At 49.9% G+C, this 18096-nt stretch carries 15 protein-coding genes; 7 read left to right on the top strand and 8 right to left on the bottom strand.

Annotation, left to right across the window (positions count from 1 at the left end):
- Positions 1 to 80: 80 nt before the first annotated feature.
- A complete protein-coding gene (locus AC53GJ_RS09845; protein ID WP_496732510.1) occupies positions 81 to 1265 on the bottom strand; it encodes a DcaP family trimeric outer membrane transporter in 1185 nt (394 codons plus the stop codon).
- A 212-nt stretch (positions 1266 to 1477) separates the two neighbouring features.
- On the opposite strand from AC53GJ_RS09845, the gene acs reads away from it, so the two are divergent.
- Both acs and AC53GJ_RS09835 read left to right on the top strand, forming a co-directional pair.
- Positions 1478 to 3427, top strand: coding sequence for an acetate--CoA ligase (acs, locus tag AC53GJ_RS09840; RefSeq protein ID WP_496732509.1), 1950 nt, complete (start codon positions 1478 to 1480; stop codon positions 3425 to 3427).
- A 136-nt stretch (positions 3428 to 3563) separates the two neighbouring features.
- Complete coding sequence (locus AC53GJ_RS09835; protein ID WP_496732508.1) at positions 3564 to 4238, top strand: LuxR C-terminal-related transcriptional regulator; 675 nt, start codon at positions 3564 to 3566, stop codon at positions 4236 to 4238.
- A gap of 17 nt (positions 4239 to 4255) precedes the next feature.
- Here AC53GJ_RS09835 and AC53GJ_RS09830 read toward each other — a convergent pair whose 3' ends face one another.
- The 3 genes from AC53GJ_RS09830 to AC53GJ_RS09820 all read right to left on the bottom strand — a co-directional run bounded on the left by AC53GJ_RS09830 (position 4256) and on the right by AC53GJ_RS09820 (position 9802).
- Positions 4256 to 5083, bottom strand: a complete 828-nt coding sequence (locus tag AC53GJ_RS09830; protein ID WP_496732507.1) for a P-loop domain-containing protein — start codon at positions 5081 to 5083, stop codon at positions 4256 to 4258.
- Positions 5083 to 6183, bottom strand: a complete 1101-nt coding sequence (locus AC53GJ_RS09825; protein ID WP_496732506.1) for an AI-2E family transporter — start codon at positions 6181 to 6183, stop codon at positions 5083 to 5085. Before AC53GJ_RS09825 ends, AC53GJ_RS09830 begins: the two co-directional genes overlap by 1 nt.
- A 67-nt stretch (positions 6184 to 6250) precedes the next feature.
- Positions 6251 to 9802: a hybrid sensor histidine kinase/response regulator gene (locus AC53GJ_RS09820; protein ID WP_496732505.1), complete on the bottom strand. Its 3552-nt coding sequence runs from the start codon at positions 9800 to 9802 to the stop codon at positions 6251 to 6253.
- Positions 9803 to 9959: 157 nt separating this feature from the next.
- Between AC53GJ_RS09820 and AC53GJ_RS09815 the strand changes: the two genes are divergently transcribed.
- From AC53GJ_RS09815 to AC53GJ_RS09795, 5 genes are all read left to right on the top strand, one after another.
- Positions 9960 to 10220, top strand: coding sequence for a DUF4212 domain-containing protein (locus tag AC53GJ_RS09815; protein ID WP_496732504.1), 261 nt, complete (start codon positions 9960 to 9962; stop codon positions 10218 to 10220).
- Positions 10221 to 10226: 6 nt separating this feature from the next.
- On the top strand, positions 10227 to 11993 hold the full coding sequence (locus AC53GJ_RS09810) for a sodium:solute symporter family protein (protein WP_496732503.1): 1767 nt from the start codon (positions 10227 to 10229) through the stop codon (positions 11991 to 11993).
- A gap of 94 nt (positions 11994 to 12087) precedes the next feature.
- Positions 12088 to 12636 (top strand): hypothetical protein, encoded by a 549-nt coding sequence (locus AC53GJ_RS09805; protein ID WP_496732502.1) that lies wholly within the window; start codon positions 12088 to 12090, stop codon positions 12634 to 12636.
- 60 nt (positions 12637 to 12696) lie between these two features.
- Positions 12697 to 14523: a DUF294 nucleotidyltransferase-like domain-containing protein gene (locus AC53GJ_RS09800; RefSeq protein ID WP_496732501.1), complete on the top strand. Its 1827-nt coding sequence runs from the start codon at positions 12697 to 12699 to the stop codon at positions 14521 to 14523.
- A gap of 1 nt (position 14524) precedes the next feature.
- Positions 14525 to 15193, top strand: coding sequence for an exonuclease domain-containing protein (locus AC53GJ_RS09795; RefSeq protein ID WP_496732500.1), 669 nt, complete (start codon positions 14525 to 14527; stop codon positions 15191 to 15193).
- A gap of 131 nt (positions 15194 to 15324) precedes the next feature.
- Here AC53GJ_RS09795 and efp read toward each other — a convergent pair whose 3' ends face one another.
- From efp to AC53GJ_RS09775, 4 genes are read right to left on the bottom strand one after another with little or no spacing between them, the layout of a single operon-like run.
- Positions 15325 to 15885 carry an elongation factor P gene (efp, locus tag AC53GJ_RS09790; protein ID WP_496732499.1) on the bottom strand — a complete coding sequence of 187 codons (561 nt, stop codon included), beginning with the start codon at positions 15883 to 15885 and terminating at the stop codon, positions 15325 to 15327.
- Positions 15886 to 15903: 18 nt separating this feature from the next.
- Positions 15904 to 17076: an elongation factor P maturation arginine rhamnosyltransferase EarP gene (gene earP / locus AC53GJ_RS09785; protein WP_496732498.1), complete on the bottom strand. Its 1173-nt coding sequence runs from the start codon at positions 17074 to 17076 to the stop codon at positions 15904 to 15906.
- A 43-nt stretch (positions 17077 to 17119) separates the two neighbouring features.
- Entirely contained in the window at positions 17120 to 17488 is a 369-nt protein-coding gene (locus AC53GJ_RS09780) for a hypothetical protein (RefSeq protein WP_496732497.1), read from the bottom strand.
- Positions 17485 to 18057: a hypothetical protein gene (locus tag AC53GJ_RS09775; protein ID WP_496732496.1), complete on the bottom strand. Its 573-nt coding sequence runs from the start codon at positions 18055 to 18057 to the stop codon at positions 17485 to 17487. Before AC53GJ_RS09775 ends, AC53GJ_RS09780 begins: the two co-directional genes overlap by 4 nt.
- Positions 18058 to 18096 lie beyond the last annotated feature (39 nt).

The raw sequence follows: 18096 nt of genomic DNA, 5'->3' as shown, positions 1-18096 counted from the left end.
TTGTAGTCAGAGGAAGTACGCCATGCAGTTACATCTGGATCTGTGCCGGTGATCGCAAAGACCGGCACATTGTTCTGACATCAGAAATCGTATTTGGCCATAAATTGGATACGGTTTAAATCACCTTCCAAATCCGAATCCAACACCCGGGTCGCATGACGGAATTCAGCGCCCACCGATAACTTACTGGCAACCTGATAAATTAGGTTTGCACTATAGCTTGAAGTTGATTCTGTTAAGGCTGTGCCGGTAAATTCAATCGGATTATCAATGTTCTGAGCGGAATAAAAGAAGCTCGAACGCCATTTGTCATTCCAAGCATGTTTATAAGCCAGGGTATAACCAACACTTTTAATCGTTTCCAGTTGATTGTCAGGGCGGACCACCACATCGTTCGAGGTGTTCAGACTCAGATAACGACCCAATCCTTCCCCATAGGTGACGGCAAAACGAATATCATCAGTTTTTGACAGATTAAACTTACCGCTGAATGTCAGACCATAACCTCGAGTACTGTCATCCACCGCACCTTCCTGATAAGACAATTGCCGACTTAAACCAGCGACCGTCAAACCACCCCAGTCTGCAGTATGGTTATAACGCAGCACCACATCTGGCATAGAATTATCATCAGTCACCACTCTGCTGGTGCTTTTTAGTGGTGAGACTGTGGTTTCCGGATTTTCCAGTGCAACCTGGAAACCACCATTGGTATAACGCACTTGCGCTTGACGGACAAACACTGTGCCATCAGTGGTGCCAACAAAATCGATACTGTCCGGCAACGCATTGACATCCATAAAGGTGGTCCAGGTCTGGCCAAACAGCCAACCGTCATAGCTGATAAAAGCATGGCGGATTTCTGGCGAATAACCATTACTGGTTCTTTCATCACCAATCGGATAAGTACCCATCATATCAAATTCAAACCGGCCACTGATTTTTTTGCCGTTTTCCAGCAGCGTATCGCTGGTAATAAAGAAGCGGGACTGACGGGCGTGCATATCCCATTTCGCCGATTCTGAGGTACCAGTCACCGGAATCGTCGACGGCACATAAAAATCGCGCCCAACACCATTACCAATCATCCCTTCTGAAGTGTCAGTCCACATCGCGTCAAGTTTGACATAACCACCGATACCAATTTCGGTGTTGTCACCCATTTTAAAACCGGCCTGCACGGCCTGACTGAATAACACTGCCAGCATCGCCAGTGTCAGTTGCTTCAATCTGGTGTGACCTTGTTTACTGTTAATTTGTTGCATAGTTGTGCTCCGTTCGCCCTGTCGTTATCGTTGTTCGAGTTGTAACCAATTTAATGTGGTTGATGCAGCCAAAGAGCTCAATTAGCCTTTAGTCGAACATCCGGGTGAACGCAGCGGCTAGACTAATGTCTAATTTCGCCAGCTAAAGGGTTCAGGTAGAACAACATTATTCAATAACAGCAGGCGCAGATCGCCAACGGGGAAGACGAATTATGTCGCAACAACAACTTTATCCGGTGACAGCAGCCGCCAAAGCCAGAACTTATCTGGATGATGCTGCTTATCTTGCTATGTATCAGCAGTCTGTTGAACAACCAGAACAATTCTGGGCTGAACATGGTAAACGCATCGACTGGTTTACACCATTTACCCAAGTAAAAGACACCAGCTTTGAACTGGGCAATGTCCATGTGAACTGGTTCAGCGACGGTACCTTAAACGCCAGCTATAACTGTCTGGACCGCCACTTGGCAGAAAAAGCCGATCAAGTTGCCTATTATTGGGAAGGTGATGAGCCTGGTGTAGATAAAGCAGTCACTTACCAACAACTCTATGATGAAGTCTGTCAACTGGCCAATGGCATGAAAAGTCTTGGCATCGGCAAAGGCGATCGCGTCACCATCTATTTACCGATGATCCCACAAGCTGCAGTTGCCTTACTGGCCTGTGCCCGGATTGGTGCAGTACATTCGGTGGTCTTTGCCGGTTTTTCACCAGACGCGCTGGGCAGCCGGATTGTCGATTGTGATTCTAAACTTGTCATCACTGCCGATCAGGCGCTGCGGGGCGCTCGTGTCACTGCATTAAAAGATAATACCGATATGGCACTCGGCCATTTGGGTAAAGCCAACCCGGTCAAACATGTGATCGTCGTCAAGCATGTTGGCGACAATATTGATGAGCATGCCGGCCGAGATGTCTGGTATCACGAATTACTGGCGCAGCAACCGAAGCATTGTGAACCAGAGCCAATGAATGCGGAAGATCCGCTGTTTATTCTTTATACTTCCGGATCTACCGGTAAACCTAAAGGCGTACTGCATACCACGGGTGGTTATATGGTATGGGCGTCAATGACCCATCAGTATGTATTTGATTACCATCCAGGCGATGTTTACTGGTGTGCCGCCGATGTTGGCTGGGTCACAGGTCATACTTATATTGTGTATGGACCACTCGCCAATGGTGCCACCAGCGTGATGTTTGAAGGCGTCCCCACCTATCCGAGTGTCAAACGCATTGCCCAAATCGTCGACAAATTTAAGGTAAATATCCTTTATACAGCGCCGACTGCCATCCGGGCCTTAATGGCACATGGCACTGCCGCTGTGGAAGGCGCTGATTTATCGTCATTAAAAGTGTTAGGTAGTGTCGGCGAGCCTATTAATCCGGAAGCCTGGAACTGGTATCATCAGCAAGTCGGCAAAAACAACTGCCCTATCGTCGATACCTGGTGGCAAACCGAAACCGGTGGCATCCTGATCACCCCATTACCAGGTGCTACCGCATTAAAACCAGGTTCTGCTACCCGCCCATTTTTCAGTGTGAAACCCGCCATTGTTGATAACGAAGGCAATCTGCTGCACGGTGTCACTGAAGGCAATCTGGTGTTACTGGATAGCTGGCCCGGTCAAATGCGGACTTTGTACGGGGATCATGACCGTTTTGAACAGACTTATTTTTCGACCTACCAAGGCATGTATTTCACCGGTGATGGCGCCAAACGCGACGAAGACGGCTATTACTGGTTAACCGGCCGGGTGGATGACGTGTTAAACGTGTCAGGTCACCGCTTAGGCACTGCCGAAATTGAAAGCTGTCTGGTGGCGCATGAAGCTATTGCTGAAGCCGCAGTCGTTGGCTATCCGCATGACTTAAAAGGTCAGGGCATTTATGTGTTTATTGCACCAAGGGTTGGTGTTGAACCAAGTGATGATCTGACCAAAGCGGTCAGAGATTGGGTCAGACGTGAAATTTCGCCAATCGCCAGTCCGGATCTGATCCAATGGGCTCCGGGTTTACCGAAAACCCGCTCCGGTAAAATTATGCGGCGGATTTTGCGTAAAATTGCTGCCAACGAACATGATTCATTAGGCGACATCTCAACACTGGCCGATCCATCCGTGGTTGAACATCTGATCAATCACCGGCTGAATAAATAACCTCCGTGACAGAGCATAAGCCACGAATGGCTTATGCTCTATGCAAAACATAGACAGCTGCCATCAGGTTGATTATGCTGCAACATATCCTCTGGTTCTCGGCTGTCAGCTGAGTCCTGTCCGAACGGAGTCTGAAATGGCTAAACTGATAGTGGCGGACGATCATCCGCTGTTTCGAAATGCACTGATCAATGCCATCAGTAATACTTTTGTCACCAAAGCAACCATTGAAACCGACTGTTTTGAAGCCACCTGTCAGGCGCTTGAACAGCATCCGGACACTGATCTCTTGCTACTGGATTTACATATGCCAGGCAACTGCGGTTTTCTCGGACTGATCCAATTGCGTAAAAATTTCCCTACGTTGCCTATAGTCGTGATCTCAGCCAGTGATGATCCGGATGTGATCCGGCGGGTGATGAACTTTGGGGCTTCAGCTTATATCCCCAAATCAGCACACCCGGTTGAAATTGGTAAGGCTCTGAATGCCGTGATGGCGGGTGAACTTTGGTTACCGGCACATTTACAGGCCTTATTTAAACCCGATCCAAACAATCTGGCAGATTTAGACTTAGCAGATAAAGTAGCGCAACTGACTAATCAGCAATACAAGGTGTTGTATTACCTGACTGAGGGCTGGCTAAATAAACAAATTGCCTACGATTTGCATATTTCGGAAGCCACAGTCAAAGCACATTTGACGGCAATTTTCCGAAAATTAGGCGTGACGAACCGTACTCAAGTGGTGATCCAGGCTCAACGACTCCAACTAGAAGCGCCGGTGGATCGGGCTTTAGCACAACAACACTAACCACGGCTGGCTGAGCGCTACGCAGGTGTCGGCAGGATCAGCTGTTGCTGATCCAGTTGCCAGCAAACATCTGCCAACTGCGGTAATTGTTGCCAACCATACTCGGTCAGCCGTTGAAAGCTGGCCATAAAATGGGCCAGTTCAGTTGCAGTCATGCCCTGCCCTTGCGCCTGCCACAACTTTTCTTCTTGTCGCTGCCGCCAACGGCACACCGCTTGCCAATCCGGCGCCTGCAGATACAACAAATACTGGATGAACTGAAAATACCGCTGATAAGGCCCTGCCAATTGCTGGTTGACATAACGCCGCCAACGTCCATCTGCATCCAACTGCTGTTCCTGCTGATTGACGGCGCGTTGCAATTGCGAAGCCGGCTGAGGTGGGCAGCCCAGGCACCATCCCTCCACAATCAGTACATCTAACTGTTGGGACGGCCGGTCTGGCAACACATCATCCAGTGCTTTGCTAAAACAGGGCAAACTTACTGGCAGCCCTGTCAACACTGCCTCAGCATCACGAATAGCACGGGCTATATCATGAGTGCCGGGGACACCGCGCTGCGCCAGCCAGGGATGTACTTGTTGCGCTAACTGCTGCCGCTGTTGTTTAGCAAAATAATAATCATCCAGCGACACTGCCGCGGTCCGACAGCCGTGTTGTTGCAGCGTGTTGACCAACACAGCCGCCAGCGTCGATTTACCACAACCCTGCGCTCCACTGATAGCAATCAATCGCAGTTCAGGCCGCATCGACAGTTGTTGCAATAACGCTGTCACTGCGCGCTGGTACTGCGGCCAGTGCTCTGCCGGGATCCCACTTTGCGACAAATCAACAGTTGGCAGCATCAGAGTTCGCTGTTGTTGTCATGTTGTGTGTCAGCAGCACATTCGTCGACACTGACAGGTGCATGGTTAAATTCAACCATGAAAATTTGCCAGAACGCCATAAAAAGTGCCGCGACTAAAGGCCCCAGCACAAAGCCATTGATACCAAGCAAAGTGATACCGCCCAAAGTCGAAAACAACACAATATAATCCGGTAATTTGGTATCCCGCCCAACCAATAACGGCCGCAAAATATTGTCCGCCAGCCCAATCACCACTGCACCATAAGCAATCAGTATGGTTGCCTGCCACCACTGACCGGTGGCATAAAGATATAACGCCACCGGAAACCACACCAGCGCAGCTCCAATTGCAGGTAATAAACTTAAGAACGTCATCAGCACGCCCCAAAGGACAGGTGCAGGAATATCTAAGATCCATAAAATCAACCCACCCAGCGTACCTTGTACCACAGCAACCACCAAATTGCCTTTCACTGTGGCTCGGGTTACCTCGGCAAATTTTGCAAACAACATCCGCTCTCTGACATCCCCCAGTGGTAAAGCTCGCACCAGTAATTCAACCAGTTTAGCGCCATCGCGCAGCAGGAAAAACGCCAGATAGAGCATGAGACCAATTTGCAAAAATAAGCCTGCCGCATTCTGACCTATCGCCAATGTTTCTTTGGCTAACAAACGGCTGGCTTCCACCGCAGCATCTGACAAGCGCTGGCGTAAATTGTCTGTGTCTACACCAAATTCGAGTAAGGTTTGAGATACCAGCGGGAAGGCTTGACGGATTTTTTCCAAAGTAGCGGCCGGATTCAAATCGCCATTTTGAATACGCTGATAAAACGCCACGCCCTCCTGAATAAAGGAAGCGCCTATTGCCAATAACGGCAGCACCACCATCACCACACAAATGCTGAGCGTCAACAGTGCCGCCAGACTGGGTCTGTTGCCTAAATGACGTAACAATAAGGTTTGTAGTGGATAAAAAATCACCGTCAAAGCACAAGCCCAAAAAATGGCACTCCAGAATGGTTCCAGCACTAAACCAAAGCCGAAGGTCACCAGCGCCAGTAACCCGAGAAAAAATTGCCGTTCTAATTGTGCTCTCATCCGTTTACGCTCTCCATGGTTTCACTTGCAGCATGCTAACACGCTTGCTGACTGCTCTGGCATTGAGTTAATTGTTCTTGCCTAATTTCAGATAGTTAAAAGTTGCCCGTAGTGCCGCCGCTTTAATTGGTTTTGGCAAAAAAATCAGTCCCTGTTGTTTGGCCCGTCCTGGTAAATCTGGTTCAGGCGCGGCTGAGACCAAAATGGCCGGCACACCAGGCCAAAATTGCTGTAGTTGCTGATGCAAAACCAGACCATTCTGATGCTGACCGAGCTGGTAATCGATAATCAGTAAATCCGGCGGTCCCTGGCGCTTTGCCAGTGCCAGGGTTTCATTGACGTCAAGACAAGTATCAATCTGTCCAACCTGCCATTGTTGCAATAAGGCCCTTAATGCGTTGACATTACTGACATCATCATCGACACAACAAACCGACAGCCGGGTAAATGGACTCACCGGTGTTTGCTCAGTGCCAACGGTAGCTGCTAACCCGGGTTGCACTTTGGCCTGCTGTCTGCCAACGAGCGGCACCGTCAGCCTGAATACTGTGCCCTGGCCTGGCTTTGACGCGACACTGAGCTGATGCCCCAGACTTTTCGCCATCCGTTGCACCACGGCCAACCCAAGGCCAACCCCTTGCTGACCACGGGAGGTGGCATCCACCCGATAAAAATCATCAAAAATATGCGGTAATTCCTGGGATCGAATGCCAGGACCAGTATCCCACACCTCAATACAAAGGCTGCTGCCGAGGCGGCGACAACCAAGCAGAACTTTCCCTGTGCTGGTGTATTTCACCGCATTGGATAACATATTTTGCAAAATACGCCGCAGATAAGTTGGATTACTGCTGACCAGATAAGGCGTATTCCGTACTTGTAGCTGCAACTGTTTTTGCGCCGCCAACAGGGAAAACTCATCACGCAGTTGCAATAACAAAGGCCCAAGTTCTATTTCCTGACTGGCAGGCTCCAATTTGCCATCATCGAGTTTGGCAATTTCCAGTAAAGTTGAAATCAACTCTTCAGTCGCTTTTAATGAATTATCCAGCTGTAACAACATTTGTTGCTGCCGTTCCGGCTCAGGCTGTTCCTGTAGCGCTGAAGTAAAAAGCCGGGCGGCATTCAGCGGTTGTAAAATGTCATGACTGGCGAGCGCCAGAAAACGGGTTTTCGAAGCATTGGCAGCTTCCGCTTCAGCTTTGGCCAGCAATAGTTGTTGTTCGGTGATCCGGCGCAAAGCTATTTCATCGCGCAGTTCTTCATTGATTTGGCTGATTTGCTGTGTTCGTTGTTGCACCCGTTGCTCCAGATGCTGTTTTGCTTCTGCCAATTGCCGCACTGCCTGCACGTGTTCGGTGATATCAGTAAAACTGGTGACAAAACCGCCACCCGGGATTGGATTACCGCGCATCTCCAGCACAGAACCATCAGGTCGTACCCGCTGAAAGACATGAGGTGTGCCCCGCTGCATATGCTGCAGCCGTTTTTGCACATGCTCTTCTGCACTACCTTCACCACACAAACCGCGCTCGGCGTTAAACCTGACAATATCAGCAACAGAACGGCCGACCCGCACCATCCCCTCCGGGTAATTAAACATTTCCAGATATTGCCGGTTCCAGGCGACGAGCTGTAAGTCCCGATCCACCACACTCACCCCCTGACTGAGGTGCTCCAATGTCGAAAACAGGATCTTGCGGGAAAACATAATCGCCTGGCGGGTATCATCAAATAAGGTCACTACATCTTCAAACGCCAGTTGCCGGCCATCCAGCACGGCATTGACCATAGCGGCCGCACTGGACGAACCTATGACACCGGCCAGCTCCCGTTCAATGTGCCGAATAAACGCCGGCTCTGGCATATCCTCCAGTTGCGGCGGCATCGGCTGACGACGGCTAAATTCAGCAATGGACTCTCTGGCCCGAGCCGTGCCGACAAAACGCTCCAGCAACGTCAGTAAATCCTGGCCGACAATCCGGGTGCGACGTGCCGTTTTGAGATCATCCAGCGGCAGGTTTGGTTTGACAAAAGCCACCGCTTGCAGTTTGTCGTTCAAATCGGCTTTGTGCAGCAACGAGAACAACACATAAGCCAGCAGATTGAGCCCTAAAGACCAAAACACACCATGCGTCAGTGGATCCAACTCTAGCCCAAACAACGCCGTAGGTCTGAGCCAGCTTTGACCAAAAGCGCCTTGCTGTAAAATCGTTAAATCCAGCACCCCAACACTGACCAGTTGCGGTAGCATCAGACAATAAAACCAGCCGGCAAAACCAATACTGACGCCGGCATAAACGCCAAGCGCATGACCACGCCGCCAGTACAGCCCCCCCAGCAGCGCTGGTGCCAGTTGAATAATCAGCGCAAAGGATAATAAACCTGTTTCCGCCAATTCATAATTGCGGGCAAACAGGCTGTAATAACCGTAAGACAATGCCATCACCATCACGATCATCAAGCGTCGTACCCGCAGGATCATCGGGCTGTAATCACGCGCCAGCTGTTGGTTCGGATCGGTGTTTAACAAGGTCGGCATCACCACGTCATTACTGATCATGGTACTGAGCGCCAACGTGGCGATGATAATCATCGAAGTGGCAGCCGAAAAACCACCAATAAACACCAGTGCGCTAATACTTTGCCAGCCCTGACTGGCCGGCAACAGCAGCACAAAACTATCGGCCAGATGCAGTTTTTGCGGAAATAATTGCAAGCCAGCCAGCGCAATTGGCAGAACCACCAAAGTCACCAACACCAGATAACTGCCAAACCAGCGTTTAGCATAGCCAAGATGACCAGGTGAGGTATTTTCGACAAAGGTGACATGAAACTGGCGCGGTAATAAAAAGATGGCTGCCATCGCCAGGATGGTTTTGGTGAAAAACGCCAGCCAGCTACCGCTGTCTTCCAGACTGTGGGTTTGGGCATACTGGCTAAAATCGTGCAGTATGTGCCAAGGCCTGTCCAGCACAAACCAGCAGACCGCAATGCCGAGCGTCAATAACGCCGCCAGTTTAATCACCGACTCAAAGGCAATTGCGACCATGACACCGCGATTTTGTTCAGTCAGATGCACTTTGCGGGTGCCGAACAAAATAGCAAACAGGGTCATTGCCAGGGCGCTCATCAGCGCTGTGTCCTGCCACCACAGTTGCAAGCTGTCTTCACTGCGGCCAAGTAACACCAGATAAGAAGCAGACACTGCTTTGAGCTGTAATGCAATATATGGCACCACCACCACCAGGCATAACAATGCCGTCATCGCGGCGATGGCATGACGTTTGCCATAACGGGCACTGATAAAGTCGGTAATAGAAGTAACGTTATGTTTTTTGGCGACGTGCAGTAGCTTACGCAACATGGGCTGGGCGAAGCAAAAAACCAGTAAAGGCCCGAGATAAATCGGTAAATAATCCCAGCCGGAACTGATAGCAGAACCCACAGCACCATAATAAGTCCAGGAAGTACAGTATACCGCCAGCGCCAGACTGTAGATCAGCCCCCCATACTTTCGTAGTAGCCTGTCCGCTCTATGCTGCTCCGCCCAGTTGGCAATATAAAACAGGCCACCGACATACAACAGAGCCAACACCGCAATAATCCACGCTGCCACAGCATTCTCCAGCATCTTTTTAGTCGCATACTGTTGGCCAGTCCGGGTCAGATGTCAATGCTGATATTTTTCCTTCGACTAAAGTCGGGCTTACGCTTCACACACCAACTGCTAGATTAAGATCGCTCGATAAAAATAACTAAAGGAAACATGCATCATGGTAACTAAACATAGTCCGCAGGAGTACTGGCAAGCCAATCTGCGACTGATTATCGGCAGCCTGATCATCTGGGCGCTGGTGTCGTACGGCGGTGGCATCTTATTTCGTCCCTGGCTCAGTGGCATCACTGTCGGTGGCACTGATCTTGGCTTCTGGTTTGCACAACAGGGCTCAATTATTACCTTTATCATCCTGATCTTCTTCTATTCCTGGAGAATGAATAAGCTTGATAAAGAATTTGGCGTTGATGAGGAGTAATTCCAGATGAGCCAATTTGCAATCAACTTATTATTTGTCGGAGGTTCCTTTGCCCTCTATATCGCAATTGCGATCTGGGCCAGAGCTGGTTCGACTAAAGAGTTTTATGTCGCAGGCGGTGGTGTCCATCCGGTGATGAACGGGATGGCAACTGCAGCTGACTGGATGTCGGCGGCATCTTTTATTTCAATGGCTGGCCTTATTTCATTGGGCGGCTATGCCAACTCGACCTATCTGATGGGCTGGACCGGTGGTTATGTATTGCTGGCCATGTTACTGGCGCCCTATCTGCGTAAGTTCGGTAAATTTACCGTACCGGATTTTATCGGTGATCGTTTCTACAGCACCAGCGCCCGTTTAGTTGCTGTTGCTTGCCTGATTATTGCTTCAGTGACTTATGTTATCGGTCAGATGACGGGAGCTGGGGTGGCGTTTTCCCGTTTCCTTGAAGTCAGCAGTGATATGGGTCTGATCATTGCCGCTGTGATAGTCTTTATGTATGCGGTACTGGGCGGCATGAAAGGTATTACTTACACCCAAGTGGCGCAGTATGTGGTGTTGATTGTGGCTTATACCATTCCGGCGGTGTTTATTTCATTGCAACTGACCGACAGTTTCCTGCCACCGCTGGGTTTGTTCGCTGAACATACCGAATCAGGTGTGCCACTGCTGCAAAAACTGGATGAAGTGGTACGCGAACTTGGTTTTGTTGATTACACCGCCGATGTTGATAACAAACTGAATATGGTGTTATTCACCTTGTCATTGATGATTGGTACTGCCGGTCTGCCGCACGTGATTATCCGTTTTTTCACTGTACCTAAAGTTGCGGATGCTCGCTGGTCTGCCGGCTGGGCACTGGTGTTTATCGCGTTGTTGTATCTGACAGCACCAGCTGTTGCTGCCATGGCCCGGTTAAACCTGATGACCACTATTTTCCCGGAAGGTCCAAAAGCGGAAGCGATTGAATACAGCGCCAGACCAGACTGGATTAAAAACTGGGAAAAAACCGGCTTAATTAAACACAATGACCTGAACGGTGATGGTCGGATCCAGTTCTATAGTGATGCGCCAGCATTTGCTGAAAAAGCGGCGGAACGTGGCTGGAAAGGCAATGAACTGACGGTCAATAACGACATTCTGGTGCTGGCCAATCCTGAGATTGCCAATTTGCCAGGTTGGGTCGTTGGCCTGATCGCCGCAGGTGGTCTGGCAGCAGCATTGTCAACCGCAGCCGGTTTATTGCTGGCGATTTCTGCCGCAATCAGTCACGATCTGATCAAAGGCACCATCAATCCAAATATCAGTGAAAAAGGTGAGTTACGGGCTGCCCGTATTTCAATGGGTGTGGCTATCGTTGTTGCAACTTATCTTGGCATGAATCCGCCTGGCTTTGCTGCGCAGACGGTGGCGCTGGCCTTTGGTATCGCCGCAGCTTCAATTTTCCCAGCGCTGATGATGGGTATTTTCTCCAAACGCGTCAACAGCAAAGGTGCTGTCGCTGGTATGCTGGCAGGCTTGATTTCCACATGTGTTTATATCTTCCTGTATCAGGGCTGGTTCTTCCTGCCTGGCACCGCTAGCTTCGAAAACGTGCCGGCAAACTGGTTATTTGGTATCTCTCCGCTGTCATTTGGCGCTATAGGTGCAATGATTAACTTCACGGTCGCCTTTGCATTGTCAGCGGTCACCGAAGCGCCACCAAAAGCCATTCAGGATTTAGTGGAAAGCGTGCGCTTCCCGCGTGGTGCTGGTACAGCCATCGATCATTAAGTAAGATAAAACGCAGTGGTCTGAGCGCGCTCAGACGAAGCTTACACCACGGGCTTTCACTGAAAGCCCGTGTTTTTTTGGAGAAGAACATTTTATGCTATGGGATTTGATTGCAACTATCGTCTCTGGAGTTGGCGCCGCCGGTATCGCATTATTGCTACGTAAACTCAGCTCGCAACGTGCTCCCCGTTATCTGGTCCCTGCATTTGCCGCCGCCGGTATGTTGGGGTTTCAGATTTACAGCGAATATCAGTGGTTTGAACATCAGAAAAGCCTGTTACCTGAGGGAGTGGTGGTGGTGAAAGCCGTGGCTGAAAGTACCGCTTGGCGGCCCTGGAGCTACCTCAGACCACAAGTGGTTCGTTTTATGGCGCTGGATGTGAAAAATGCCACCGCGAATCAGCAAAATCCACAGCTGATGCTGGCGACTTTGTATTTATTTGAACGCCGAAGCCCAGCGGCTGCAATCCGACAAGTGATCCATTGTGGCTTACAGTATCGAGCTGATTTCACTGAGCAATTACCGATCCCTGCTGCAGGTACCGCGCTGGGCCAGGCATGGCACCCCATCGGCAGTGGTGAACAGTCTTTGCTGCAAGTCTGTCCGGCCGGCTCAGACGAAAAGGCGGCAGCTTCAGACTAAAGTAGACTGTCGAGGCTGGCCTGCCCTTGCTAGAGTAAAGGCCTTGAGACAGGAGCTATTATGGAAATCAGCGAAGTCACCAAATTTCTGGCGCATACCACTCCTTTTAATCATTTGGCCAGCGCGGAACTCGGCCAGCTCGCCCGGCAAATTCAGGTGTATTACTATCAGCAAGCCGAACTGGTGCCGCCAGGTACCAACCGGCTGATGATAGTTCGCACTGGGGTATTTGCCCTGTACAGCGACCAACAACAGCTGTTGGCCAAATTGCAGGAAGGCGATTTTTATGGCTACCAGTTGTTATTAACTGACTTAGCTGATGATGATCAACTGCGCTGTGAAGAAGATGGACTGGTGTATTGGCTGGGCGCCGACGCTTTCCATCAACTCAGGCACCAATATAAAAATATTGATATTTTTTTCCAGCGTTTATTCAGCCGCCGTTTGCATCAATACCGGGAGCAGCAACAAAACTCCCGCTTCACATTGAAAATAGCCGATGTGGTGCAAGCGCATAAAATTGCCATCGAGCCAGAGCAAACAGTACAACAAGCCGCCGCCTTAATGACAGCACAGCGGGTATCCTCATTACTGGTCGAAACCGGCCAGCAATTGGTTGGCATCCTGACCGACCGGGATTTACGCAGCCGGGTACTTGCACAAAATCTGCCAGCCAGCACCTTGATCAGCCAAGTGATGACAAAACAACCTTATACCATTGATAAGCATGGCTATTTGTTCGAGGCTGTGCAGTTGATGAGTCGCTATAACATTCATCATTTACCAGTGACAGAACAAGGTCAAAGTTTTAGTATGATCACAGCCACTGATATTATCCGGGCGCAGCAGGATCATCCGGTGTATCTGATTGGCGAAATTCACCGTCAACAAAGTCTGGATGGACTGGAGCAATGCAGTCAACATATTGCCGAAATGGCGTTGACGATGGGCAAGCAACAGGTGCCGGCACATGAAGCAGGCCATATCATCACGACTATTACCGATGCCATTACCCAACGGCTGATTAAGCTGGCGATTGTGCAACTGGGTGAACCACCTTGTGTCTTCAGTTGGTTGGCTTTTGGCTCCCAAGCCAGAATGGATCAAAGCCTGAATGCTGATCAGGACAATGCCCTGCTGCTGGAAAAAGAACCCGAAGGCGAAGTGGCGGATTATTTTGCCAGACTGGCTGAGTTTGTCTGTCGCGGCCTGGACCGCTGTGGTATCAGATTGTGCCCTGGCAATATTATGGCCAGCAACCCCGAACTCAGACTCAGCCTGAAAGGCTGGTCGATGCGGTTTGCCCGCTGGATCAGCACCCCAACGCCCCAGGCGTTGCTCAATGCCAGTATCTACTTTGATTTAAGAGTGATCGAAGGTAGCCGTGGGTTATTTAATGCCTTACAACAGGATATTCTGGCTCGTACTGCGCAGCAGGAGCTGTTTTTGCTCCATCTGGCCAAAACCGCACTAGAGCGCACTGCCCCGCTCGGATTTTTAAAGAATTTTATCCTGGAACAAGATGGCAAGCATAAAAAAGGCCTGGATCTGAAAAAACGCGGCATCAGTTTGATCACTGACTTAGTTCGGGTCTATGCCCTGGCCGCGGGGATCAGCGCAGTCAATACCCGGCATCGGCTGGAACAACTAGCGGCACAACAACAATTAGCAGCGAAGGATGTGCAGGATCTGCTGGACGCTTTCGATGTACTGGCGCAGCTGCGCTTTGATAAACATATCCATGAACTGCAACAAGGCCACGATGTCACCAATTTGCTGGATCCGGTGGTGCTGTCCAGTCTGCAACGCCATCAACTGAAAGACAGCTTTGCCGTGATCCATAATGCACAAGGTTCGTTACGTTATCGCTTTACCCGGGAAATTTAACATGTGGCAATGGTTGCAGTGGCAAAAAGAAACGGTCAATGAAGTGGTGAAACGCTTTAATGCGGTGCCACTGCCAGCAGCTTCGACCGAGGTTTCCAATTGCGACTTTCTGGTGCTGGATATTGAAACTACAGGTCTGGTGGCAAAAAAAGATTATATCCTCAGTATCGGTTGGCTGCCGGTGCGACAGTTGCAAATTGAACTCAGTGCGGCCCGGCATTATCTGATCAACAGCCCGGTCAGCGTCGGTCAGAGCGCCATTTTCCATGGCTTACATGATAAAGACTTCAGCAATGCGCATGACCTCGCTGACGTTTTGACCGAATTGCTGACGCAATATGCCGGATATATTCTGGTGGCGCATCATGCCAGTATCGAACGCAACTTTTTGGAAGTGGCTTGTCAGCGCTGTTTTGGCCGGGCGCCACGACTGAAATTTATTGATACCATGCAAGTCGAATGGCAACGACTGCTGAATCAGGGCAAAGTAGTGAAACCGCAATCGCTGCGACTGCCCAATTGTCTGGCGCGGCATCATTTACCACAAAGCCAGTCCCATCATGCACTGGAAGATGCTTACAGTTGTGCTTTGTTATTCCTCTGTCAGTTGAAACAACACCGCCAGGGACAATTGCAATTGCAGGATGTATTTTTATTATCACGCGGCTAAAACACGAAAAGGCCGGGCGCGCTTTGACACAGCTAACGGGGCTGGCTGGTCTGGATAAAAATTTTTGCCGCCATATCACAACAATAAAACCAGCCGCAGCTGGTTTTATTGTCAATCATCGCAGGTCGCTATTATTTAGCGCGGCTACGGTATTCGTCAGTACGGGTGTCGATTTCGATTTTGTCACCGATTTCAACAAAAGCCGGTACCATCAGCTCAAAACCGGTATCCAGTTTAGCTGGCTTCATCACTTTACCTGAGGTATCACCACGGGCAGCTGGTTCAGAGTAAACCACTTCACGCACCACGATGGTTGGCAGGTCAACAGAGATAGCGCGCTCGCCGTAGAATACCACTGAACATTGCATATCAGGCACTAAGTACTTCAGTGCATCAGTCATGTTGTCAGCTTCGATTTCGTATTGGTTGTACTCGGCATCCATGAATACATACATTGGATCGGCGTAATATGAATAAGTAACTTCTTTGGTATCCAGCAGCACTTGTTCAAATTTGTCGTCGGCACGGTAAACAGTTTCTGCACCCTGACCAGACAACAGACCTTTTAATTTCATTTTTACTACAGCAGCGTTACGGCCAGATTTATTGAATTCAGCTTTCTGAACAATCATTGGCTCGCCATTGACCATGATAACCTGGCCAGCACGTACTTCTTGAGCAGTCTTCATCATAATTGAAATATCTTCTTGTTAGGAAAAATTGCGGGGTATTATAAATTTATTTTCAGCAAAACGCACGAGGTTGCTGGCAAGATCTTGCTGAGAAGTTAAATACTGCCGCCATTGCCGGTTATAACTGGCGATTTTTTGCTGATTTTGCAGCAATTGTGACCATAAATCCTGCAATGGCAACTCCAAATCCCAGTGCCGGTGCAGCTGTTGTAACAAAGTGGCCAGCTCAGTCGGAGCTTGTTGCAAATACTGCGCTAAAAAAGCGCTCAGCTTCACTTGGTGTGCCTGTTCCTCTTGACGGTAAATTTGCCAGATAAAGGGTTTACCGGCCCACTGCGCCCGAATAATCGAATCTTCGCCACGGACAAAATTGATGTCGCAGGCCGCCAGTAAATAATCGTACTGCGGTTGTGGCATAAAAGCTAAAATATGTAACCGCAGCTGTCCGGTTTGCCAGACAGATTGCTGCTGCAATTGTGGGTATAATTGCCGCAACTGCTGCGCGAGCATCCCCTCCGGCACTAATAACAAACTTGGTGCAGGCGCTTCGGCCAGTTGCGCAATAAATTGTGCAATCGCTTGTTGCTCATAACAAAACAGCGAAATTTTCCGGCTAAAACTCATTGCATCTGCGATGCCGAGTTGTTGCCAGAACAGCTGTTGCGCGCAAGCGTCCTCGCTAAATTGACTCAGATCAGCGACCAGTGATTGCTCGCGTAATAAGCCACCGGTTTTGGCATTAAAGCCAGGGAAAAAGAAATACTTGGCAATAGACAGCTGCGATTGCGGTGAGGCTAAGCCATGACAACCTTCAATCCAGCTTTCAGCGGACAGGTATTCCAGATTCAACCAAACCGCGTCTGGCCTGTTTGCTGCCAACAGCTGTAAATAATCAACCGGCACAGTGCAGGCCAGTGCTTCAATCAGCAGATCCGGCAATTCTTCTACGCTCAATTGTGGTAGTTGGGGCTGCCAATGCCTGACATCCACCCCAGCAATGGCCTGGCGGGCAAGTTGTGGCTGCACCTGCGGACAAATCCGTTGAAAACTCAGCAGATCATCGACCCAGAGGGTCAGTTGCAACTGATGTTCAGCCACCAGTTGCCGCGCCAGCCGCCAACAAATACCAATATCGCCAAAATTATCCACCACACTGCAAAAAATATCGCAGCGGTTCAGGCTTGTTTTCAATACAGACTCCAAAAGGCTAGGCAAATGTCGTTATTGGCATCAGTTAAGGCTGGCGCAATAACACACTGATCATCTTCAAACTGGTTAGGCCGGACAGTAGCACTAACACTAAAATCAATAACGCCAGACTATGCAGCCGCAGCCGATACCATTGCAGTCTGCACCAATCTGACCAGCGCCGGCCGTGCAATTGTGGCGGGCACAGTGGCAGGCTGTAGGTCACAAACAAACCAAGCAAACACCAACACAGCAGCAACAACACCGGCACCAGCCGAACACCTGCGGCCTGCTGCCACAACAGCCAATAGCCGCAACCCAGCGCCAGACAGCAGCCGAGCCAGCACAGACGGCGCAACCAAAGGCTGTCGGCAACCGCGTTTAACCGCTGTAAATAATCTAGGTACCAGTTCAAGGCTGCGCGCTGCCGGTCGGCGGCAACTTCAGTTGCTGCTGTAACTGTTGCCACAAAGTCAGCGGATATAATGGCGCTATGCCATGCAAACCTTGCATATCTTTGACCAGCCAGATTTGTTCAAACGGAGGTTGTGCCGGTAACGACCAGTTCAGTTGCGTTGCCGATAACTCCTGACATTGCCATGCCGGATTTGCATTGCGGATCACCAGCCACACCCGCTGACTGTCATATTTTTTCTGCCCTTTTTGCGCGATCAGCCGTTCAAGCGCGGTGAATAAGCGTTGCCGCACCGGTACTTTTTGCAACTCTTGTAACGCCAGCCGGGTCTGTGGCGTCAGCGTTCGCCCCAGAATATGCATAGCTTCGGCTTCACTGCCGTACAGATGAGCGATTTCCAGATCCAGCCTTTGCCCGGCAAAATAGCAAGACACATCAGGTTTGGCTGGCTGGTTATGCCAGATATGCCGCATCGGTTGCTGAAAGTGCTGTTCATACAAGCGCATAAACACTTTCGCCGCCTGATGTTCCAGCATGAGTTTTTCCGACTGTTGCGCCAGGATAGACAACGGTTGCTCCAATACATGCTAAAAACAGACCAGAAATTC

Source organism: Rheinheimera sp. B2H12 (assembly GCF_059620065.1).
Note: the sequence above shows the minus strand (reverse complement) of the source record. Positions and strands in the feature narration are given on the sequence as shown.